General features: G+C 54.6%; 19 protein-coding genes. 1 reads left to right on the forward strand and 18 read right to left on the reverse strand.

The genetic code is table 11. The annotated features are described in order from the left end of the window. Positions 1-98: 98 nt before the first annotated feature. A complete protein-coding gene (locus tag GOX21_RS19510) occupies positions 99-860 on the forward strand; it encodes a helix-turn-helix transcriptional regulator (protein WP_170379452.1) in 762 nt (253 codons plus the stop codon). A gap of 271 nt (positions 861-1,131) precedes the next feature. On the opposite strand, the gene GOX21_RS19515 is transcribed toward GOX21_RS19510, so the two are convergent. From GOX21_RS19515 to GOX21_RS19600, 18 genes are all read right to left on the reverse strand, one after another. Further along, the gene (locus GOX21_RS19515) at positions 1,132-2,295 is read right to left on the reverse strand and encodes a glycosyltransferase (protein ID WP_170379450.1); all 1,164 of its coding nucleotides are present in this window, start codon (positions 2,293-2,295) and stop codon (positions 1,132-1,134) included. Next, complete coding sequence (locus tag GOX21_RS19520; RefSeq protein ID WP_170379448.1) at positions 2,292-3,155, reverse strand: sulfotransferase family protein; 864 nt, start codon at positions 3,153-3,155, stop codon at positions 2,292-2,294. Before GOX21_RS19520 ends, GOX21_RS19515 begins: the two co-directional genes overlap by 4 nt. 26 nt (positions 3,156-3,181) lie before the next feature. Continuing rightward, positions 3,182-4,150 (reverse strand): sulfotransferase family protein, encoded by a 969-nt coding sequence (locus GOX21_RS19525; RefSeq protein ID WP_170379446.1) that lies wholly within the window; start codon positions 4,148-4,150, stop codon positions 3,182-3,184. A gap of 185 nt (positions 4,151-4,335) precedes the next feature. After that, positions 4,336-4,863: an acyltransferase gene (locus GOX21_RS19530; RefSeq protein WP_170379444.1), complete on the reverse strand. Its 528-nt coding sequence runs from the start codon at positions 4,861-4,863 to the stop codon at positions 4,336-4,338. Between the two features lies 1 nt (position 4,864). Then, the gene (locus tag GOX21_RS19535) at positions 4,865-5,833 is read right to left on the reverse strand and encodes a hypothetical protein (protein ID WP_170379442.1); all 969 of its coding nucleotides are present in this window, start codon (positions 5,831-5,833) and stop codon (positions 4,865-4,867) included. Between the two features lie 86 nt (positions 5,834-5,919). Then, positions 5,920-7,191 carry a lipopolysaccharide biosynthesis protein gene (locus GOX21_RS19540; protein ID WP_170379440.1) on the reverse strand — a complete coding sequence of 424 codons (1,272 nt, stop codon included), beginning with the start codon at positions 7,189-7,191 and terminating at the stop codon, positions 5,920-5,922. Beyond that, the gene (locus GOX21_RS19545; protein WP_170379438.1) at positions 7,188-8,402 is read right to left on the reverse strand and encodes a hypothetical protein; all 1,215 of its coding nucleotides are present in this window, start codon (positions 8,400-8,402) and stop codon (positions 7,188-7,190) included. Before GOX21_RS19545 ends, GOX21_RS19540 begins: the two co-directional genes overlap by 4 nt. Positions 8,403-8,919: 517 nt before the next feature. Continuing rightward, a complete protein-coding gene (locus GOX21_RS19550) occupies positions 8,920-9,918 on the reverse strand; it encodes an ABC transporter ATP-binding protein (RefSeq protein WP_170379435.1) in 999 nt (332 codons plus the stop codon). Continuing rightward, positions 9,915-10,910: an ABC transporter ATP-binding protein gene (locus tag GOX21_RS19555; protein WP_170379433.1), complete on the reverse strand. Its 996-nt coding sequence runs from the start codon at positions 10,908-10,910 to the stop codon at positions 9,915-9,917. Before GOX21_RS19555 ends, GOX21_RS19550 begins: the two co-directional genes overlap by 4 nt. After that, the gene (locus GOX21_RS19560; RefSeq protein ID WP_170351163.1) at positions 10,907-12,049 is read right to left on the reverse strand and encodes an ABC transporter permease; all 1,143 of its coding nucleotides are present in this window, start codon (positions 12,047-12,049) and stop codon (positions 10,907-10,909) included. The genes GOX21_RS19555 and GOX21_RS19560 overlap by 4 nt, the downstream gene beginning before the upstream one ends. A gap of 5 nt (positions 12,050-12,054) precedes the next feature. Beyond that, positions 12,055-13,059: an ABC transporter permease gene (locus tag GOX21_RS19565; protein ID WP_170379431.1), complete on the reverse strand. Its 1,005-nt coding sequence runs from the start codon at positions 13,057-13,059 to the stop codon at positions 12,055-12,057. Positions 13,060-13,131: 72 nt separating this feature from the next. Next, positions 13,132-15,171, reverse strand: a complete 2,040-nt coding sequence (locus tag GOX21_RS19570; RefSeq protein WP_170379429.1) for an ABC transporter substrate-binding protein — start codon at positions 15,169-15,171, stop codon at positions 13,132-13,134. A gap of 53 nt (positions 15,172-15,224) precedes the next feature. Further along, a complete protein-coding gene (locus tag GOX21_RS19575; RefSeq protein ID WP_170351160.1) occupies positions 15,225-16,058 on the reverse strand; it encodes a DeoR/GlpR family DNA-binding transcription regulator in 834 nt (277 codons plus the stop codon). A gap of 249 nt (positions 16,059-16,307) precedes the next feature. Next, positions 16,308-17,453 carry an iron-containing alcohol dehydrogenase gene (locus GOX21_RS19580; protein WP_170379427.1) on the reverse strand — a complete coding sequence of 382 codons (1,146 nt, stop codon included), beginning with the start codon at positions 17,451-17,453 and terminating at the stop codon, positions 16,308-16,310. Then, positions 17,450-18,823 (reverse strand): aldehyde dehydrogenase family protein, encoded by a 1,374-nt coding sequence (locus GOX21_RS19585; RefSeq protein ID WP_170379425.1) that lies wholly within the window; start codon positions 18,821-18,823, stop codon positions 17,450-17,452. Before GOX21_RS19585 ends, GOX21_RS19580 begins: the two co-directional genes overlap by 4 nt. 102 nt (positions 18,824-18,925) lie before the next feature. Beyond that, entirely contained in the window at positions 18,926-20,203 is a 1,278-nt protein-coding gene (locus GOX21_RS19590; protein WP_254428633.1) for a glutamine synthetase family protein, read from the reverse strand. An 80-nt stretch (positions 20,204-20,283) separates the two neighbouring features. After that, positions 20,284-21,033: an N-formylglutamate amidohydrolase gene (locus GOX21_RS19595; RefSeq protein ID WP_170379421.1), complete on the reverse strand. Its 750-nt coding sequence runs from the start codon at positions 21,031-21,033 to the stop codon at positions 20,284-20,286. Continuing rightward, positions 21,030-22,730 (reverse strand): Na/Pi cotransporter family protein, encoded by a 1,701-nt coding sequence (locus GOX21_RS19600; protein WP_170379419.1) that lies wholly within the window; start codon positions 22,728-22,730, stop codon positions 21,030-21,032. The genes GOX21_RS19595 and GOX21_RS19600 overlap by 4 nt, the downstream gene beginning before the upstream one ends. Between the last annotated feature and the right edge of the window lies 1 nt (position 22,731).

A 22,731-nucleotide genomic window follows, 5' to 3' on the forward strand; every position in this document is an offset into this window, starting at 1 on the left:
AAGAAGAAACCGATTTGCAGACAAAACAAATTGTGCGATCTTACGCGGATTGACGCTATTTGCAGTGATACCGCGTCAGAACGCGAAAGGTTTTGCCTGTGTCCGAGAATTTTTCTGCCAACCTGCGGTCGTTATGCGCAGAACATGGGAACATTTCGCAGATTTGTCGCGATATCGGCGTCAACAGACAGCAATTCAATCGTTACTTGAATGGCGCCAGTCTGCCTTCCGCGTACAACATGCGTCGCATTGCGCGTCATTTCGACCTGACAGAAGCCGATTTATTCTCTGAAACCGGCGTCTTCGAACTGATGCTAAAAGGCGCCCTGTCACATACCGGAACAACGCCAACGGATGCTTTTTTGGAACCTTTTCGAAGCCAACAGAAAAACCTCAGGCGATACGTAGGGTTTTATCATTCCTATTTCTGCACACCTTCATGGGAAGGAAAGATCTTTTGTTCATTGATCCGAATTCAGGAAGTTGATGGGCTGTTCACGATCCGCTCCCGAGAAATTGCTACGTCTCCAGACAAAAGTACGCACCAGATATCACGCTATGCCGGTTTGGTGACAATGCGCGGAAACAGGATATTCGTGACCGAGCACGAGCTTACGCGCGAAGGTAGCGTTGCCAATACGATTTTGTATTCCGCACACCGTCAACAGCTGAAATATCTGCGAGGCATGACAATGGGCGTCGCATGGCGCCCATACCCGCATCCCTACGCTGCCAAGGCAATCTGGAAACGATTGCACGAGCGTGTAACCGCCCGTGAGGCAATCGCTGCTTGTGGAATCTATCCTGCCCAAAGCAATAGGATTGATCCAACCGTCAGAAAGCACCTTCACGAGGCTTGAGGCGGTCGTTGAACTAAAATAAACTCTAATTTTTAGGTAGTTGCTCGTGTGGACCGCAAACTCCAAGTTTGAATTTGACGTCTCACTCTACCAGCAATTCAACGTCACCTGTTGTATTGAGAGCAAACCGATGTTAGTTCCAGACCGCAAAAACGTTTGTTTCACGCAGAAGTTCGAAGCCCTTAAAGCTGGGTTTAGGTCCTATTTTGGCTGGGACGCTACCCACTCTCAAGGACGTTATGCTACAAGTTTGGCAGTGCCTAAACGGCAACTACGCCGGGCATTGAATCCTGTCGTTGGCGAGCGTCCGTTGAATCCATGACAGAACTTCAGACGGGCGACTTTTTTTACGATCTGCCTGTGACAACGGCAACAGGCTTTCGCGCATTTCCGCCACGCGGAGGGGGTTGGCAGCAAGCTCATCCAGTGCCGCGGCAAGAGCATCAATATCGTAGGGGTTCACCAATACCACACCTTTGTCCGGCACCTGCCACCTGACGTCGGGAATATCCGACGTCACTGCAGGAAGCGCGCAAGCCATGGCCTCAGCGATGGCGTTGCAGCAGCCCTCGGCCAGAGTTGGAAGGGCCAGCACATCGGCGGCATTCAGCCATAACGCAAGGTCCTCATGGCTGACGCTCCCTGTCTTGATGACTCCTGGAAAGTCTGGCACCAGCGGTCCAGAACCTAGAAACGCAGCTTGGACAGGCTTTGTCATTTTGTGCAGCGCTGCGTTAAGCCGGGATGCTCCTTTGCGGTCGTAATAGTGGCCTACGTAGACCGGGATGAATGCATCTTGGCTCAGCCCAAGCTTTTGTCGACATTCGACCTTATCCATCGGACGAAACCGTGCCCAATTCGGGAAATTCAATATCAGTTCCACGCGTGATGAATCGGCACCCAGCTCTATCGCCTCATCCTGCAATCGCGGTGATACACAGACAATCCCTGCCGCGTCACGTATAACTGTGCGGCGCATCTCAACCGTATCGGTTGTGCCTTTCAGTAGAGAATGGGACTCGCCCAAAGCCACGAAATAGGGCAGCCCCTTTTCCCGAGCAACGACACGGGCAAACTGCCCCGACTCGGCAAATTGTGCGTAGATCAGATCGGGTCGCTTACCACCACGCAACCCCGAGAGGATATTGTCGTTGTGGCGGTCTAGCAGCAAGCGGTAGAGCCCTTTAGGTAAATGCTTGGCAAATGGGGTGCCTAACGTAGGCACCAGATCTGTATTGACGCCGGGGATCGAGACATCTTCGCGGAGAGATCGTCCTTTGAGGCGCTCCGAAAGGGTAGTCGCGCTAATCACATCGACAGCAACACCTTGGGCACTCCAGCCCTCGGCAAGGTTGGCAACAAAACGACCGGATTCCGGTTTATAGGGGCGGGGATAGACCGGCGAGACAATGCGGATGCGTTTTGGATAGATCATGAGGCGGTTTTCACCAATGTTTCCGGGTTGAGTACCTCGGGCATCCAAATGTCCTTGGTTTCTGGATATATTTCTGCGCAAAAATTGTAAGTCGGATCGAAAATGACGCGCAGTTGTTCTTGGGTCGCGTCGCCGACGTATTCAGCTTTGGCATGCACATTCACCTGCCGTTCTGCATGCTCGGGGCAGTAGGCGACACCCGCAAACTCGGACAGGCGGGCGATTTCATCTCGCTGAAAGATCGTTTCGTAAAAGCCAAAGAACAACTGATCTTCGGCAAAAACTTGTCGCAACGCAGTTACGGTGCGTTCGTAGTCAGCTCGCAGTCTCGATTCGGGTGATTGTGCATAAGCCAGTACAGCGGTATCCAAATCGCCATCTAGCTGTACAGCTTCGGTGCGGGTGCTTTTGCGTCGGTTCATCTGTGCTGCAGAAACGCATCGCGTCACCGGATCGCGCATGAGAAACATAGCTTTCATAGGAATGCCGCGATGGGCAAAGCCGTCTCGAATGGTTTCTAGTACTGACGCTGGTAGACCTGCATAAGCTGGAGTGATATCGCCAGTTAAAGCAATCCCAGGACGATTGAGCAAATCCTTGAAGAAATCGAAGTAACCTTCAAGATCATCCTGTAACGCGCCGCGAACCGCAGAGACAGACGGAGACCGGCGGAGCGCGCGGCGCAGTAAGGATTCACCTGCGTTTCGCAGACCTGATCGCCCACGATGATCGTAGTGTGCCATTTCTGGCAAATGGACCGAATCCCAGACGTGGTATTCCTTTATCGGACCAAAATCTGCATTCGAATCCGCAGCGAGATAGGAATGCACCCAGGTCGAACCGGATTTTTGCGCACCCAACCCGAGAAGGAAACAACCCTGATCGCTCATGCACTTGTAACCTTGTCTGCAGACTTAACCTTGTTCCAACGCAGCGCTTGTTTGAATTTCTTGATGGGTTCGGCGGTAACACGAAACGGCCATTCGCCCATTCGGATCATCTCTGACCTGATTGCAGGTCGCGGAAAGGAAAAGAGCCGATCGTATCCCAGCATCTCAAGCAGCGCGCCGCCGTTGTTCGCTTCGAAGATTTCGATCTCACGCTGTGAGAGGGTTGTACGCCAGCTTTCGACGCGATCGGCAGAAGGAGCTTCGCCGACAAGTTGGTGTTGATGGCGAGTGTAGTCGGGCACTTCAAATCCGCTAGAAGCGCTCAGCTCTTCTGGGGTAACGCTGCGTTTCTCGCCTGCGGTCAGAAAAGTTAGCAACGAGCTCCAATCATCCAGATGTCCGCGTGCCAAATCCTCATACCGGACGGTTATGCAGCAATCCGGATGTCTCAGGCTTGCAGCAAGCCCCGGCGCTGTACGTGCGGCCCACCACCATGATGCGTGCATTGGGTTGCGCGGTCCCCATTCCAACCCCCGAACCGAGGAGAAGACTGCCCGCCCATCTCGAACCAAGTTAACGAACCGGGCGTTGGGAAATGCTCGCCGCAAAATGCTAAAATCTTCGAAGTTAATCGGGGTGTGATCTACCCAGATTGGCGCAGTGCCAACAGGGACGCCTGCGGGAAAAACCAAATGGCTCAAAAAGCTAGCGGCATCATTACATTTCAACAGTGTCTCACGCGCCGGGCGATCCCTCCAAAGTCGATAAGACCGCTCATTGTCGAGTACTTTGACTGCGACCTCGGGGCCATTAACCGCCAACGCCCGCAAGGCGGGGCGTTTGAACTGAGATTCGGGCATCACTCGACCGTTCAGCAGTGCCCCTACGCGATCCCCCAAAAAGGTCGTTCCACTTCTGGGGCAAGCGCCGATGAAAATGGGGCGTACTGAAGTTGGTTCGGTCATGAAATTCTCGTGCGAGCAATAGAAAGTTGCGTCAAGCCATGGCAGGCTGAGTTATGTTAGATGGCTAAACGGAAATTATTTCGTTTTGAATATTACTGTTATCGAAAAATTCAGGCTGGATTGATCCTTTTAGACACCAAATCGGAAAGAACTTGAATAGTGAACATATGAAAATAGGCGCAGAACTAGATTGTTGCATTTTCGTGATTGGCAATTTCCTCGTCCGAAAACCGTCGTGAAATCTTTTTCGCCGGGTTCCCGGCAACAACGTCGTAGCTTTCGACATTCGAGTTTACCAGTGAACCTGCACCAATGACAGCTCCTCTGCCGACAGTGATTCCGCTCAACAATATCGCGCCAAATCCTATCCAGACATCGTCCTCGATACAGATCGTGCTTTCGGGTGTGTCGCTGTCCTGATCGTCGCTGTAGATCCATGACGCTTGGGTGATCGGCACGCCGACTTGCTTCATGTCATGATCCCGCCGACCCACAATGCCAACATAGCTAGATATCAGAACGTTGCTTCCAATGGTTCCATTGCAAGCCATGTAGAAGTTTCGCCCGATATTGACGTTGTCACCAATTTTTAATTGATCGGGGGCCTGAATGTGCCCTTCCACACCGATAACAAAGCTTTTTCCGACACTCACATTCGCCCGAATTGCAGTGTATCTGTTCATCGCTCGATAAGCGTTTCGCACATATTTCATTTCACGAGCCCCGTCCGATGGATGCCACCTGTTTGGCACGTCGTTTTACCCGACCCAGCTGCGAGATGACCTTTTGCAATTTTACATCCCTTGAGCTTCTGATCGAATCCAACGCTTTGAAGTCCAACACGACATCAGACGGCAACTCAGGTGAAAACGAGGCCAATTCTTGGTTCTTGTGCAAAAAGCGGTAAGGGTTCAGAGGGCTTGCATGCGTACCCGCAAACATACCTGCGTTCCGTACTAGGCTAACGGGCGGGGCCAGTGAAACACCGCCTTGCAAAAACATCTCTAGGTACCAATTCACGTACCAGCTGCTTATTAAGCCAAGGTCGTCAAGCTCGAGAATGGATGAGAAATCCCGAAGACCAAGAACATCAAAATAGGTTCTGAAACTTTTGGACCCGACAACAGCGTGATCCCTCGTGCCAGAAGAGAAACGCTCCCAGGATGTTTTCCAGGTTGCCCAGCCCCAAGGGTGAGGAAATGGAACAAAAAATGCGTCCCGCCGCTCCTGAAAATCCGCGACGTCGTACATATAGCCAGAAATACTCCAGACCCGGTCATCCGAAGCAAACTTTGCCAGAGCCTGATTGAAAAAATGAAGCGCCTGTGGCGATAGGATAAGATCGTCCTCCAGAATGATGGCGCAATCACTTTCCCTCAACTCGTCAGAAACACCTTTACTGATCGAAGCTTTCAGGCCCAGATTTCTTTCCCTCACGTGAATTGTCTTATTGGGGTGTTCCAGATTTTGAATAACTTCGCGAACGCGTTTCACCAATTTGGTATCTTTGGCGGTTCTCGGCCCGTCAATGAACACATTCAGAGGTGACTCCAAAAATTCAGGACATCGCTTTAGTGACTGCAAGGTTTGAGATAATCTATCCGGTCTGTTGTAAGCAAAGATCAAAATAGGCGCGTAACTGTTATTCATCTTTTGATCTAGCGATTTGGAAGTTTCGAACATGTATCAACTCAGATGACCTTTTTTTCAACCAATGCTATTCAAGATTTTTTGCTGCCAACAAAACGTGCTTTATCCTGGATGGCCCTCTACCCACGCCTACGGGCCAGTTGCCACGGACCGGGACCGGCAATTGGATCGCGCATTACCTGCATCAGGCTTAAAGTGTTAGACAGATTGATCGTCGCGGTGGACAATGACACTCCCAATACTGCCGCAACAGGTTCATTTAAAGCCCAAGCCAAAAGCAGACAGAAGCTTGCGATGCCAAAGCCCAGAATATTTGCGGTGAGGTTGCGTTTTTCATTGCCGCTTTGAGCAAGAATAGCCCCGACTGGACCAACACAGAGGTTCACCGCCGCACCGGCCATGATGATAACGGTATAGAGCAGAAACGGTGGGTCTGTGGAAAATGGCAGCTGGACAAAGAAATAGAGGCCGGCAAGCGATAGGACACCAATCACGAACAGCCCAGCGTTCAATCCCAACATTGAGCGATAGAGGCGCCAGATATTGCCCCTGGAACTGCCGGCAACGCGCGGAAGTACATACATGCGAGCTGGCTCGTTGAGGTAGCTCAGTAGATTGCCAAAGCGCAATGCAAGAGCAAAGAACCCGGCCGTTTCAGCACCAAACAACGCCAAAACAGCCAACGTGGTTCCGTGAACCCGGGCAAGGCCAATACTTTGATAGGCTAGAAAGTGCCACTGCTCAGAACCCAGCAACAATCGCATGCGCCCAGGAGCCGCTCGGTGTTGCGCACAACATTCTGCCCAGAAATCACGCAGAAGAACCGCCAAAACCGCGGCAGCCAGAAAATATCCTAAAGCCAAGAACGCTACTGCCTGAATGTGTCTGGGCACTGAAAGGTAGTTGTCCAACGGTAAGGAGAAAAATCCCAGACTTACCAACAATGGTAGTACGCCTCCAACCAGTGTCACCAGCACCTGACGTTTTTGGGCTACGACGACCTGAATCAGGATTTGCATGATGTTAAAACTCAGCAACAACATTACAAATGCGACGGCGCCGTAACTGGTCAGCTTACCGAACACTGGCTTTGCCAATATCGTAAACCCGATTAGGGCGACGACCACCGAGGCTAAGATCGCCGCGCGGACAAAAGTATGGAAATGCTTCGGAAAGTTCGGATCAGTGCGAAAGTGACGCACCAAAACGTTGTCCGCACCAAAGCGCGCGCCCAATCCTAAAAGAACCTGCGCGCTGATGAAGGCCGAAACTAGGCCGAAACCTGCAACCCCCAACTCAGCCGCCCAAAGTGTAGTCTGCGCCAACGACAAAAGAATGACTGCCAAACGAAGCGTGATCATACGCAACGCAAATACCAAAATATTTTTCACGCGACCTTACCCTTTGAGGAACGTCCGTTGGGTGCTGGCAAACCTGCAACGATCAAATAAAGCATCATGGCTTGAGGGAAATGAAACTCCAACCGCATCAACATAAAAACGATGAATAGCGCGAAGCCCTTTCGTCCAAGTCGCCAGATTGCGATGCCACCAATGGTTGCGACTGCAATGGCACCAACCAGACCGCCTTGAAACAGAAAATAGAAACCAAAGCCCATGGATTTGGAGTAACTACAATGAAAGCACTCTGCGTATCGGTTCCCTAATATTGTAGATAAGAAGTCTCGCGTTTTAACATCTTCGATAAGCTGTGCTTTAATGTAGATACTGATATCGTTCCCGCCACGGTCAACTAGGCGTTCAGTCAGAAATTCCATCGATTGCAAGCCTAAAAGGGGTAGAACTTGCAAAATCAGCACAGGGATCAGGCCAAGTCCCAGTACAAGCAAAAGCAGAGATCTCGCCGTCAGTCTACTGGTCAGAATAATCGACACCACCACAACCACAGCCAATAGCGCCGCCGTGATCGACAGCGTTCCAGCCAATAGAAACACAGCAAACCAATGGAACAGAGTGGGCATTCGATCGCCCATCAACGACAACACCGTTAACGCCGCGAAATTGACTGCGAAGGACCCTGGCTCCGAATGGTGTCCACCATAGCGGGTCAATCCCCATGTGGTGATTATCCCCTCACGGTCGACGCCGATATAGTTAAACACTGATGGGTCGAATGGTATTCCCAGTTGCCCCCAAAATATTACTTCGCCCATGTACAGCATCGCATTCAGCCAGGCTGCGTAATAAGCATAAGTTGGAAGGTTTTGGAGGAACCCGCCCACCGGCAGCGTTAAGACAATAAGGGTAAAGCCAAGCAGGATGATGACGTATTGCACGGTGGCCGTGGAAAGGGTCGCCAGAAGTACCGGAACGAGTATCAGTAGAAGTCCGAGCCGTGCGGGGCTGCTGGGGGCAAGAGTACTTGCAGAACCCCTCCGGCCGCCGATGATCACAAGCGCCAAAGACAGGATCGGCAAGTATAAGATGACAAACTGGCTGGCGCTGGTGACGTTGCCCTGAGAGAAAGTAACAAACAACAGCAACGTGCCCGCCGCTGTCTTGGTAAATGACGCACTTTGGTTCTGCCTGGGACTCAGTTGCCAGTGGCGTTCGACACCCTGTGCGTTAGGACTGTTAACCATTTTTCAAATTCTCAAGGGTTGTCAGAGCTGGGAATACCAGAAGCAATATAATGTACGGTTTGTTGAACTAATTTTCACGGAACGTGCAAAAGTACGACTTTCAGATTGCAGAAACACCATTACCGATCAGGTAAGATGCCCTGCGTGCAAGAAACTCCGAACCTAGACTGTTTGACCTTTATCGTATGAGTCCACCCATTACCGTAATACCGGCTAGGCGAAAAGTCTTTTGACCGGGACTTTGGTGCTGGAAATACCCAATCCTTCTCATTGCGCCGAGAAGTGTGAAGTACAACGGCTTTCGTGGGACCAAGATACTTTTTGCCGCCTGAACATACGCCCCGCGGAAACAGGTGGATTGTGAGTTTTCTTGAAGTACCGATGCGTGTTCGCGAGAAGCCGTATTCGGTTAAACAAAAAGCTTTTAGAGTCTCCCCAAGTCACATTGCTCGTCAGTTGCCTCTATTGCCTCAAAGGCGTTGAACCAATTTGACGGCAACCAACACTTTGACCCGGATTAACTCGCCAACTGCAATTCACGCCATCGGTGGCAGCTTACTGCGTGTCCAGCCTCGCAGGTCTCCAAATGCGGCTCTTCCCGCTTGCACAGCTCAGTGGCAAAAGGGCAACGTGTGTGAAACTGACAACCTCTGGGGCGATTGGTTGGCGACGGGATCTCACCTTCAAGTTTCTGCGCTTTGCCGCGATCATCCGGGTCCAGAGACGGGATCGCTGAAAACAGTGCTTTGGTGTATGGGTGACGCGGCGATTGGAACAGCTGGCGCGTTGGCGCGCTTTCCATGATCTGCCCCAGATACATCACGGCGACATGATCGCAGGTATGGGCCACCACCGACAGGTCATGACTGATGAACAGATAAGTCAGCCCCATCTCATCCTGAAGCGACTTTAACAGGTTCAGGATGTCGGCCTGAATTGACACATCCAGTGCCGCGACGCTTTCGTCTGCCACCACAAACCGGGGTTTGGACACCAGAGCGCGGGCAATGGAAATCCGCTGACGTTGACCGCCAGAAAAAGCATGTGGAAACCGGCGCAAATGTTCCAGGTTCAGCCGACACAAGCTGGCGATTTCGCGCACACGTTCGTCCACCTCTTCGCGCGAGTTGCACAGACCCATAACTTCCAGAGGTTCGGCAATGATGTCGCGAACGGTCATACGCGGAGACAGCGCAGCATACGGGTCTTGAAAGATCAGCTGTGCACGGCGGCGGTATTCCTTCAGGTCGGCCCCGGCCAAATTGCCCAGATCATAGCTGACCTCTCCATCATCATAATGGGCGGTGCCACCGGTGATGGGTGCCGCATTCAGCAGGGCGCGGCCAAAGGTTGTCTTACCCGAACCGCTCTCACCTACCACACCGAAAAAAGACCCTCGGGGGATCGACAGCGAAACTTCGTTGACCGCCATCAGGGTACGTTTGTTGAAAATCTTCCCACCGACAGGGAATCCAACCGACAGGTCCTGGGTTTCGATCAGATTGTCGCTGCTCATGCGGATTGTCCCTCGTCACAAAGGTGGCAGGCTGTGCGATGGTTTTCACCAGTGTCCGACCAGCCCGGCACAATCGTTTTACAGACATCGCCAACGATTTTGCTGCAACGGGTATGGAAAACGCAGCCTTCAGGCCGTTCCAGCGGCGAAGGGATATCGCCTGGCACCGGCATCAATGGCTTGTCCAGATCGTCCAGCTGTGGCAGCGCGTCGATCAGCCCTTGGGTATATGGGTGATAGGGGTTGCGGATCACCTCGCGGACCGGGCCTTGTTCGATCATCTTGCCCAAATACATCACCGCCACCTTGTCGGCTGTCTGTGCGACCACCCCAAGGTCATGGGTGATAAAGATGATGCCCATCCCGAATTCATCCACCAGATCCTTCATCAGGTCGATGACCTGAGCCTGTATCGTTACGTCCAGCGCCGTGGTGGGCTCGTCCGCGATCAAAAGCTTTGGCTTGGTCGATAACGCCATGGCAATCATCGCCCGCTGACGCATGCCGCCCGACATTTCAAATGCGTATTGCCCAAACCGGGTGGACGCATCGGAAATACCGACGCGGTCCAGCATCTCGATCGACAGTTCACGGGCCTGTTTTTTTTTCATATCCGTGTGAATCAACAGCTGCTCGACCATCTGGCTGCCGATTGTCATTGCAGGTGCGAAACTGGCCATCGGTTCCTGAAAGATCATGCTGATCGCCCCGCCACGCACAACTTCCATATCTCGCGGGCGCTGCAAGGCAAGGACATCCACCGGTCCGCTGTCCAGATGAAGCGTGATACGGCTTTCCGGTGCGTAGACTGCATTGCCCGGATTAAGCTTCATCAGCGATTTCGCGGTCACGGATTTGCCCGAGCCACTTTCACCCACAAGGCCCATGACCTCGCCCGGGGCCAGCGAAAATGACACGTTGTCGACCGCGGTGATCAGCCCTTCGTCGGTCTTGAATTGCAGCGTCAGGTTTTCGACGTTGATCAGGCTCATTTACGGGTCTCCGAATAGGGATCGGCAGCATCGCGCAGCCCGTCGCCCACAAAGACGAAGGCCATGACAAGCGCGATGAAGAAGAGGACCGGGATGAAGTACCAATGATAATTCAACAACACATCTGCTTTGGTCACGTTCTGCAACATAACACCCAATGAGTTCACCGGATCCTTGAGGCCCAGCCCAATAAAGCTGAGCGCCGTTTCCGACAGGACCACGTAGGGGAACGATATGACCAAGTCGACGATGATATAGCTGGTAAAGCTTGGCAGAAGATGCCGCCTGATGACGTGACCGGCGGGTGCCCCGCACAATTGCGCGGCCAGAACGTATTCCTGATTACGCTCGGTCAGCAGATGGGTCCGTACCCGTCGGGCCAAGGTTGGCCATCCCACCAGCCCGAGGATCAGGGTTATGACGAAAAATCGGGTTTCAGCCGACCATTCGGGTGGAATAAAGGCGGCTATAGCCATGAAAAGGGGGATAGACGGTACTGTCCTGACCGCGTCGGTGATCATCTGGATCACACTGTCTATGGCCCCGCCATAATATCCAGCCACGCCACCAATTATCAAAGCCAACACGAACGAGATCACCACGCCTAACGTGCCCACCTGAAGTGACGTCCAGACCGCGTGCAGTGTGCGTGAAAAGATGTCTTTTCCTGCGCTGTCAGTGCCGAAAAGATGGACATAGCCCTGATCCATGCCAAACAGATGGATGTTGCCCGGAATGAACCCAAACAGTTTGTAGCTGTCGCCGTGGACGAAAAACTGCATGTAGCGGCGTTCATCCTCGTTTATCTTTTCGACCCAGCGAAAGTTAGTGGCAATCGACCGCTCGCGCGTCACCGTGTGCAGAAACGGGCGGATCGAACAGCCGTTCTTGTCGCAGAATTTCGGTATCTGAGGGGCCCCGTTCAGGTAATCCTTGTCCCGTCCTGCGACCGTTGGATCGTATGGCGACAAAAACGGCGCAAAGAGGCCCGACAGGATCAGAACAACCAAAACGGTGGCCGCGATCATCGCCGCGCGCTGCTTTTTGAACCTGGCCCAGATCAGCTGTCTTTGCGACGCCGTGAAATACGCTTCCTTGGCCTTCTGATCGTCGATTTTCGTGGAGGTTTTTGCAGACATGGATCTTACCTCAGAATGCTCTTGCGCACACGCGGATCAATCACAGCCAACAGGATATCCGTGGCGAAATTGAGTGTGACGATGGCGGCTGTTAGCAGGAAGATGATGGCGCCTGCCAGTTGTTGGTCGTTCGACCGTGCCAGAGCCTCCAGCAGCAGCGACCCGGCCTCGGTCAGTGTCAGGATCAGGGCGACAATGGGCAGTTCGTTGAAGATACGGTTCAGGTCAAATCCCAGCGAGTTGATAATTGGCCCAAGCGCATGACGGGCGGGGTAGCGCCACAACAAACGCGGGCCATAAATCCCACGCGCCGCAGCTGCGGTTACGTAAAGCTTGCCGATCTCATCCGACATCAATGCGCGCACGGTCTGCAACGCAAAGGCAGTCGCGGACCAGCCCAGAATGAATATGGGCAACCAGGCATGTTTCAGCAGGTCCACGAACTTGGCCCATGACCAGGGGGCCTCGCGATATTCGGGGCTGAACAAGCCGGTGAGTGTCTCGCCAAAATAGATTGTGGAAAACAGCATCACCATCAGCGCCAGCAGAAAGTTGGGCATGGCCAGACCCAGATAGCTGATCAGGCGCAGAGAATTGTTGAGGAATGCGTTCTTGGAAGCAGCCGAGATAATACCCACGGGTAGCGCGATCATATAGGCCAGCGTCAACGATCCAAGGCAGATCCACAGCGAGATCCAAAACTTGTCGCCCAATAGCTGTGCGATATTCACGCGTAATATGCAGCTTTCGCCGAAATCACCGCGGAAGGCACCGCTCAGCCAACTGGCCCAGCGTGTCAGGAACGGGCGATCAAGCCCTAGTCGGGCCCGTTCGGCCTCGATATCCGCCAGTGTGATGGCCGAGCCTTGGGTATTTTTATAGGCAAGATAGCGTTCGGCACAATCGCCCGGCACAAGCTCCATCAGCGTGAACACGATGAGTGATACCAATACAAGTGTGACCACAGCCATCACCGCACGCGTGGCGGCAAAGCGGGCGAATTGGAGCATGTCTTTGTTCCTGGCTAGCATTTGGAACGGGGCGCGAACGCCCCATTCCGTCATCTCAGATCAAGGATCGGATTACTCGGACAACCACCACTGAGCAGGGCGATACGGATAGGTCCGATAGAACTCGTACGACTGCGTCTTGAACTCGGTGAAGTTCTGCAGATTGTTCGAGTGGTAGATCGGTGCCGGCGAGTTGACCGTACCAATGAACAGCAGTTCGCTGGTCATTATCTCAACCATTTTCTGAGCGGCAGCAATGGATGCGTCCGATCCAGGTGCGCTGGATTGATAAGTATCCAGAGCGGCTTTCAGATCGGCAACCCAAGCGGGCGGCTCGACACCGTTTTCACCGTTCGAGCTGATGTATTCCGCCCAGAGCATCCCGGTTCGAACATCGAAGTACCCGTCAAACGGGGGAACCCAGATTTCGCCGTCGCCCAGAACCGAACCGGCAGGCTGGCTCTTGAGCCACATACCCATATCCAACGTATTGGCCGATTGCGCCGCGCGGAACTCATCAGAAGTAACCTCTTTGATCGCGGTGTTGACGCCCACGTCTTTCCAGTTCTGAGCGATGAGTTCCACCAGTTGAGCAGAGGCTGACTGCGTCGAGAACTGCCAGTCCAACACAAGCGGGTCACCGTTTGGCAGATCGCGGAAACCGTCACCGTTCTGATCGACTAGGCCGACCTCATCCAGCAGAGCATTGGCACGATCCTGATCAAAACCAGCCTCGTACTCTGACCATTTGGCATCAATGAAGTCCGGGCGCGGTGAGAACCCGATATACTGTGTCGGCTCACCCAGTCCAAAAGCGGTAACTTCGTTCAGCTGATTGCGGTCCATCGCAACCGACATGGCCGTTCTGAAACGGATGTCGTTGAAGAGCGCGCGTTTGGCCTCATCCTCGGCGGTCACGTTGAAAGTCAGCACCGGATAGCCGATCGCGGGCTTTACTTCCAACGTGTAGTTGCCGCTTTCTTGACCCTCCAAAAGAACCGGAGCAGATGTCAGGTTCACACCCTGAGATTTGTAATCCACCTCGCCGTTCAATAGTTTGAGGTTACGCACCTCTTCATCCGGGACATATGTTTCATCCATTTCCGAGATATAGGGCAGCTGGTTACCCTGTGTGTCGACCTGGAAGAAGTAGGGGTTGGCGACATAGTGGCGCCCTTCGGTGCTTTCCTTCACAAGAATATGGCTTTCAAGGGTCGGCATAGCATCCTTGGGCAGACCCGCCAGCTTGTCACCTGCCGTCAGCATTGGCGACGGCGTATCCATCCAGTCCGAGTTACCGTAGTAGGCCTTGATCAGTTCATAACCGTTTTCATACCCAAGAGCCTGTGCGTTGGCGTCAGCATTTTCATCCAACGCCGGGTGGAACTTTTCGAAGAAATGCTTGGGCTGGTAGGGTTGCACATAAGTGAACGAAAACGTCTCGGTCAGGCCCGGCTTGGGTGCGACCAGGGTGAACTGCACCGTGGTATCATCCAGCGCCTCGACCTTCATGGGTTCACCGCCTGCCAAAGCATAATCCTTGGCTTCGGCGATGACATTGGTGTCCATCATCAGGTTGTCATACCAGAACACGACATCCTCCGCGGTGAACGGCGCCCCATCCGACCACTTGTGACCTTCGCGCAGATGCACGGTCAGTTGGGTGAAATCATCGTTCCATTCCCAGGACTTGGCCACATTAGGCACCAAGGTTTGAAGATCGTCGGAATACCGGAACAGGTTCACGTGACGTACAGACAGGAAGTCTGACGTGCCGCTTTCGGTGGCGTTGGACAGCGCATCCAAAACCCCACCATACTGACCGATCGAGTCATATGGCACGATGACCAAAGGCTCGGCCGGCAGACGATCCGCCACCGCAGGCAGGTCGCCATTGCCGCGGATTTTACCATTTAGATCTGCAATGGCTGGGTTTTCTGCAAAGCTCAGCGTACAGCCCGCGGCCGACTGAAACTCTGCCAGATCAAATTGCTGCGGATAAGCACCATCAGATAGGCCCTGCATATCTGCAACTGTCGCTGCCGGACAGTTCGCCCAGGCAGTTCCCCCCAGAGTGACCAAGGCCACACCTGACATCAGAAGCTGTTTCATGTTTTCTCCCTACGGTAACGTCAGTTTCGTTTTTTATTTGCTTGTGAAACCGATTAGTTGACTGCAGCAACGTCGGTTCTCTTCTTCTTTTTCTTTTTTTTGCCACGCAGCGCAGCGACATGGACTGTAACCCCCGCATCCTTCAAAGCCGTGGCGAAAGTTTCAGACGGGGGTATGTCGGTCACCAAATCGGTCACCTGGTCAAATCGGCAGGATACATTGGTCGCTTTTTCCCCGAATTTCGTGTGATCGGTTGCGACAATCATGCGCCGCGTATTTTTAAGCAACGCGCGCGTCAACTCAGCCTCCAGCGGGTTCGAAGCCAACACGCCGCCGGAAAGCGATATGGCATCCGCACCGCAAATCACCGCATCATAACTGTATTGGCAGGCCAGTTCCTCGGCCGCACGACCAAAACTGCCGCGTTCGGACCGAATAACCTCACCACCGGCAAGGATTGCTCGCGTTCCGTTGTGATCAGCCAGTGAGGCGACAACCGATAGCGAGTTGCTGACCACGGTTAGGTTCTTCAGATCGCGCAGCTGCTCGGCAACATGGGTGGTCGTTGAGCCCACCGTAATGAACAGCACCATGCCGTCTTCGATCATTTGGCTGACCTTGTTGGCAATAAGCGTCTTTTCTTCGGCGTTTTGCTCCAACGCCCCGGAAAACATCGGCGTGTCCTGCGCCCGGGAAAGATAGGTTCCCCCATGCACCCTCTCAACCATGTTTTTTTGCGCCAGCGCTTTGACCAGTCGACGAACAGTTTCCTCAGAAACGTCCATAACCTGCGCGATCTGGGTATTGCGCGCCGAGCCCCCCAACCTTGCCAGGACATCCAGAAGTTCACGGCCCCGATGAGGGATATTATCGCTATCGTGATCCATTTTTTAAGCCCAACATAGTTTCACTTAAAAATCCACAAAAATTGTGAATGTTTTGTGACAATATTTGAATTACGGAGATTTATTTATATTTTCCAATAAATCCGGTCATCGACTGAAACGCGTCTGGTCTACTAATATATGAACACTTGACTGCTTTTGTCCGGTAAGACCAACCGGCTTCACCCTGTGGAACACCACTGGTGATTATAAATTCTGGCCCCGGCAGAGTGTCTACCGAGGCCCTTGCTTTCACAACGCTGCTTCGAACAGTGTTTTTAGATTTCTTTCAGTCAGCTCAACGGGATTCCCACCGCATGATGGGTCGATGATTGCGCCTTGGACCAGTTCAGGAATTGCGGCCTCGGTCACGCCCAAGTCAGACAGTTTGCGCGGAATACCCAACTCGTCGTTGAAGTCTTGCACAAAGGCGCGGAAGCCGTCAAAGCCGCCCTGGATGCCCAGATAATCGGCTGCCATCTGGAACCGGTCGGCAATGACAGGGGCGTTAAACTCCAGCACGCCGGGCATGCAGACCGCGTTGGTGGTGCCGTGATGGGTGTTGAACACCGCCCCGATGGGGTGGCTCATGGCGTGGATCGCGCCCAGACCTTTCTGGAAACCGGTGGCGCCCATCGAGGCTGCGCTCATCATATGTGCGCGGGCCTCGAGATCGGTGCCATCGGCATAGGCGCGCGGCAGATACTCTTTGACCAACCGCATGCCTTCCAGCGCGATCCCCTGGCTCATCGGATGGTAATGCGGGCTTGAGAATGCCTCGACACAGTGGGCAAAGGCATCCAGACCGGTGCCTGCGGTGATAAATTTGGGCATGCCCACGGTCAGTTCCGGGTCGCAGATCACCACGCTCGGCAGAACCTTGGGGTGGAAGATGATCTTCTTGGCATGCGTCTCAGAGTTGGTGATGACGCTGGCGCGCCCAACCTCAGACCCTGTTCCGGCGGTGGTTGGCACCGCGATGATCGGGGCGATAACATCCGCATCGGCGCGGGTCCACCAGTCGCCGATGTCTTCAAAATCCCAGACCGGACGCGTCTGACCGGCCATGAAGGCCACCATCTTGCCCAGATCCAGCCCTGAGCCACCGCCGAACGCAATCACCCCGTCATGACCACCAGCGTTATAGGCGGCAACCCCGGCTTCAAGGTTCTTTTCATTCGGGTTCGGGTCAACGTCGCTGAACAGACCCCGGCCCAGACCGGCGGCCTCCATGATGTCCAACGTTGCCGTGGTGATCGGCAGGTCGGCCAGCCCTTTGTCGGTGACCAGCAAGGGCTTTTTCATCCCCGCTGTGGCACAGGCCTCGGGCAATTCTTTGACGCGCCCAGCACCGAATTTGATCGCGGTCGGGTAAGACCAGTTTCCAACAAGGCTCATGATGTCACCTTCTTCAGATGGTAGGATTTGGGACGGGTCAGGTTGTGATAGCCGATGACCGATAGGCCGCCGCCCCGCCCGGTATTCTTGCAGCCGGTCCAGCACAGGCCGGGGTCCAGATAATCGGCCCGGTTCATGAATACGGTGCCGGTCTCGATCTGATCGCCAACACGGGCCGCGCGATCCACATCGCGGGTCCACAGGCTGGCGGTCAGGCCAAATTCGCTGTCGTTCATCAGCGCAATCGCTTCTTCGTCGGATGAGACCTTCATGATGCCCACCACCGGACCAAAGCTTTCATCCCGCATCACCCGCATTTCATGGGTCACATTGGTCAGAATCTGCGGGGTGAGATAAGCACCACCGTCATCCTCAGCGAAGGTGTCGATATGGGCCACCGCGCCATCGGCGACCGCCTCGGCGATCTGCGCGCGCACCTCATCAGCAAAGCGCACATTGGCCATGGGGCCAATCGTCGTCTCGCTGTCCAGCGGATTGCCCAGCTTGTAACCCTTCACGATTTCCACCGCCTTGGCGACAAAGTCGTCATAGAGGGCTTCATGCACGTAAATCCGCTCGATCCCGCAGCAACACTGACCGGCGTTGAACATCGCCCCGTCGATCAGCGTATCGACGGCAGCCTCCAGATCGGCATCCTCCATCACATAGCCGGGATCCTTGCCGCCCAGTTCGGTGCCCACACCGGTAAAGGTGCCCGCCGCCGCACGCTCCATCGCCTGACCACCGCCGACCGAGCCGGTGAAGTTCACAAAGTCGAACGCATTGCCCGCAATTAGATCGTTGGTCACGTCATGGCTGAGGAACACGTTCTGGAACACATCTGTCGGCACGCCAGCTGCATGGAAGGCCTGTGCCATCCGCTCACCCACCAACAGGGTCTGGGTGGCGTGTTTCAGGATCACCGTGTTGCCCGCGATCAGCGCCGGGGCCACCGTGTTGATTGCCGTCATGTAAGGGTAATTCCAGGGCGCCACCACAAACACCACTCCATGCGGGAGGCGCTTGATATAGCGTTTGAAGGTCTCATCCTCGCCCACCGCGATATCCGCCAGCGACGCCTCGGCGATCCCGGCCATATGGCTGGCGCGCTCGTTAAAACCACCAAACTCACCGCCATAACGCACCGGGCGGCCCATCATATGAGCCAGCTCGGGAACGATCTCATCATTCATCGTACCAACAGCCGCCACGCCCGCCATCACACGATCGATACGCTCCTCCAACGGCCGCGCCGCCCAGTTCGCCTGCGCGGCACGTGCGCGCTCAGCCGCCGCAAAGGCGGCGTCCCGCGACAGAACCTCGCGTTCCGCAAAAACCGATCCATCAATCGGTGAGACACATTTCAACATCTGCCCATAACCACTCCATTTCGAAAGACGGCAGGGTCCCCTGCTTCGTCTGGCCAAAAATACCTCGGGGGTCTGGGGGCAGGGCCCCAGCCTGGCCCAAGCTCACGCCCGCTCGAACCCGCGGGCAACTTCCCAATCGGTTACCACGCGCTCGAATTCCTCGATCTCGACCTCTGCCGCGCGGGTATAGTGATCGACCACCTCATCCCCCATGGCCGCGCGCAACATGGCCGACCCATGCAGGGCGTTTCGTGCGTCCCTCAACGTACCCGGGATCATGCCGGTGTCGCCCTGATAGACATCGCCTTGGGCGGGCGGCTGCAGCTCCAGCCCTTCCTCGATCCCTGCAATTCCGGCGGCCAGCATCCCGGCCATCGCCAGATACGGGTTCATGTCCGAGCCCGGAATGCGGCATTCGACCCGCACCGCCTTGGTGCCATCGCCACACAAACGGTATCCGGCCGTGCGATTGTCCACCGACCAAATGATCCGTGTGGGCGCAAAGGTGCCCTTCATGAAACGCTTGTAGCTGTTGATGTAGGGTGCCATGAAATAGGTGTAGTCCGGCGCGTATTTCAGCAGCCCCGCCATGTAGCTTTTCATCAGCGCCGACATGCCTAGCGCATCCGACTTATCGAAAAATGCCGGCTGACCGTCCGCCCACAGCGACTGATGTACGTGGGACGAACTGCCCACCTTGTCATGATGCCATTTCGGCAGGAAGGTCGCCGCATGGCCGTGCTGCCAGGCAATCTCTTTCACCGCATTCTTGGCGATCGAGTGATACTCGGCCGTCTCCATTGCCGCCGCATATTTGATGTTCAGCTCTTCCTGTCCGGTCTCGGCCTCACCTTTCGAATTCTCGACCGGAATCCCCGCATTCCACAGATGGTTGCGGATCGGACGCATCACATGCTCTTCCTTGGTGGTCTGCAGGATGTGGTAATCCTCATTGTAGCCCGAGATCGGAGCCAGATCGCGGAAGCCCTCCTTACGGATCTGGTCAAAGCTCTTCTCGAACAGAAAGAACTCAAGCTCGGTCGCGCACATCGCGTCATAGCCCATCGCCTTCAGGCGGTTGACCTGCTGTTTCAGGATCGAGCGCGGCGCGTGCGGCACTTCTTCGTGGGTATGGTGATCCAGCACATCGCACATCACCATCACAGTGCCTTCCAGCCACGGAACAGGGCGCAGCGTGCTGAGGTCCGGCTTCATGACGTAATCGCCATAGCCCCGCTCCCAACTGGTCGAGGCATAGCCATCCGGCGTACCCATCTCCAAATCTGTCGCCAGCAAATAGTTGCAGCAATGCGTTTCTTCCCATGCACCCGCAACAAAATGACCCGCATGAAAGCGTTTGCCCATCAAACGTCCCTGCATGTCAACAAAACATACCAAAACCGTGTCAACATCGCCCGCAGTCACACGTGCCTTCAGTTCGTCGAGGTTGAAAGTTCCGCTCACGATTTATCCTCCTTAATCGCGATGTCGTTCAGTGCCGGTAACAGCAGGGTCAATACCTCTTCTGCTGCGACGGCAATCTCTTCATCGGTACGCAGTAGGTCGTTGCGCACTTCCAGCATTACATTTGGCAAATTTCGGCTAAGCGCATGCAGGCGTAGCGAATGGGTGACCCCATCGGTTGGACCATAAGGCTCATTTCGCTCGGTTCGGCGGTTCGGAATACGATCCACATAATTCAGCATCGCGTCCACAAGCCGACTGTCTTCATCATGCAACAAACCCAGCTCAACCGCACGCGGTTGGCCGAAATAGACCGGGGTAAATGAATGCACAGTCACGATCACCGTATCAGCCCGGCGCTTGTTCAAAACCTCGGACACAGCGGCGCAGAACGGGTCGTAAACCGCAGCCGTACGCGCATCGCGCTGCGCTTGCGTCAGGCCTGTATTCCCCGGGACCATGATATGTTCAGATTTCTCAGGCATTGCGCTTGCGGCTTCCGGGGGGCGGTTGCAATCATAAACCAAGCGCGACACGGTCGAGGCCACGACCGGCGCATCCAAAGCCTGCGAAAGCTTTAACGCCAGGCTTCGCGCACCCGGGTCCCAGACTGCGTGGCTTAGCCGGTCAGCTTCGGACAGACCCAGATCACTGTAGTCTGATGGAATCCGATGGCTCGCGTGTTCGCACAATAAGACCACTTTGCCCTGGCCCTCTTCGTTCAGTACCTCTACGGGCGCAATCATCCTTTCACCTCTGTATCTGAATCTTTTTGCGTCCGGGGCATTTCTTCGATCAGGCGTGTTTCCAGCAACTGACCATTCCGATAGAGGATCGGATAAGCCACCGCTGCGATGTGACTGTTGAATTCACGCAGCGCGCGCAACGTCTCAAGATGGATATCGCTGGTCTCAAAACTTTCCGTACTGCCATGCTGAAGCCGTTTGAGATGACGCTTGCGGCTGTCACGCTCGGCCCGTTTGATTTCGGTCTTTTCGAGGCTCAGCAGGCGGGCACTTTCCAAATCATCCGAGATCAGCACGTTCGAGGCCAGTTTGAGATTGGCTAAAATACCCTCGTGCATTTCGACCAATTCTGCCCAACCTTCTTTCGAGAATGATGCACCTTTTTTGCGCATGCTGGTAGCCAACACAGTCAGACGTTTGGCGACAACGTCGCCTGCAGTTTCAAGGCGAATGGCGTATTCCATCAAGTCGCGCGCCACTTTCGCATTCTGCTTTCCAAAATCCTCTGCCGGAATGGCTGCCACGAATTTTCGGACGCCAGACAGGCACTCGTTCACCTCGACATCAATGTCCCTGACGGCACGGATCTGTTCCTTGTCTCCACTGCGGTACAGTTCCAGCGATGGGCGGAACATCGATTCAACCAGATCGCTCATCCTGAGCAGTTCCCGCTTGAGGCTCGATAGGGCCTGGCTGGGGCTGCCGATATTGCGCATGTCCAACGCGCTGGCGGGACGACCCGGCTGCAGCGCAGCCTCTGATGTTTTCGGGTCTGGCAACAGCCGCTCGAACGGGGCACTTAGGCGTCCACAGAATGGCAGCGCCAGAACCAGCAAAGAGGCATTAAAGGCCAGATGCGCGTTCACCAGCATTTGCCCGCCTTGCAGATCGCCCAGAACGCCCGCCCTCAGGGCTGTGGTGGCCGCGAAAAGGGTAATAACGGCCCAACTGCCACGTAGGGCCAGATTGGCAAAGGGGATGCGCCGGGCTGATAAATCCATCCCCCGCGTCAACCAAACCGGGATAAAAGCCGAGCCGAAGTTAGCCCCCAACACCAGCGACAGCCCGGCGGCAAAAGGAATTGCGCCGATTTGCACAAGCGTCACGCACATCAAGATCGCCGCGACCGAGGAATGCATGACAAAGGCCAGCGCACCACCCACCAAAAACGCGGTGATATAGTCGCGGGCCAGATAGTCGGCGATGGCGGGCAGAAAAGCACTGTCGCGGATCGGGTCCATTGCCTCACGCAAAAAGCGCAATGAGATCAGGATGAATGCGATGCCCATCAGAATGCGGCCCAATTGCCGCGGTTTCTTGGACTCGGTTTTGACGAACAGATACCCGCCAATCGCCAACAGAAGCGGCACCAGCCAATCCAGCTTGAACGACAGGATCTGAATAATCAGCGCAGACCCCAGATCGCCACCCAGTACCATTGCAAGGCCCGCAGGAAATGCCAGCATCCCACCAGCGGCAAAGCCCGAGGTCAACAATGCCACCGCCGCTGAGCTTTGCAGCACAATAGCCATCGAAAGCCCCACCATCGACGCCTGCAAATAACTGCGCTGGCCCGTCATAACGCGCTGGAACGAGGCTCCATAGCTGCGCTCAATCCCCGTGCGCACCATGCGCACGGCAAAAAGCAACAACATTGTCGCTCCGGCCAAGTTGATGAGAAAGCTTACAATCGCCATG

Origin of the sequence: Ruegeria atlantica, from assembly GCF_013032005.1 — a bacterium.
Classification (GTDB): domain Bacteria; phylum Pseudomonadota; class Alphaproteobacteria; order Rhodobacterales; family Rhodobacteraceae; genus Ruegeria; species Ruegeria atlantica_A.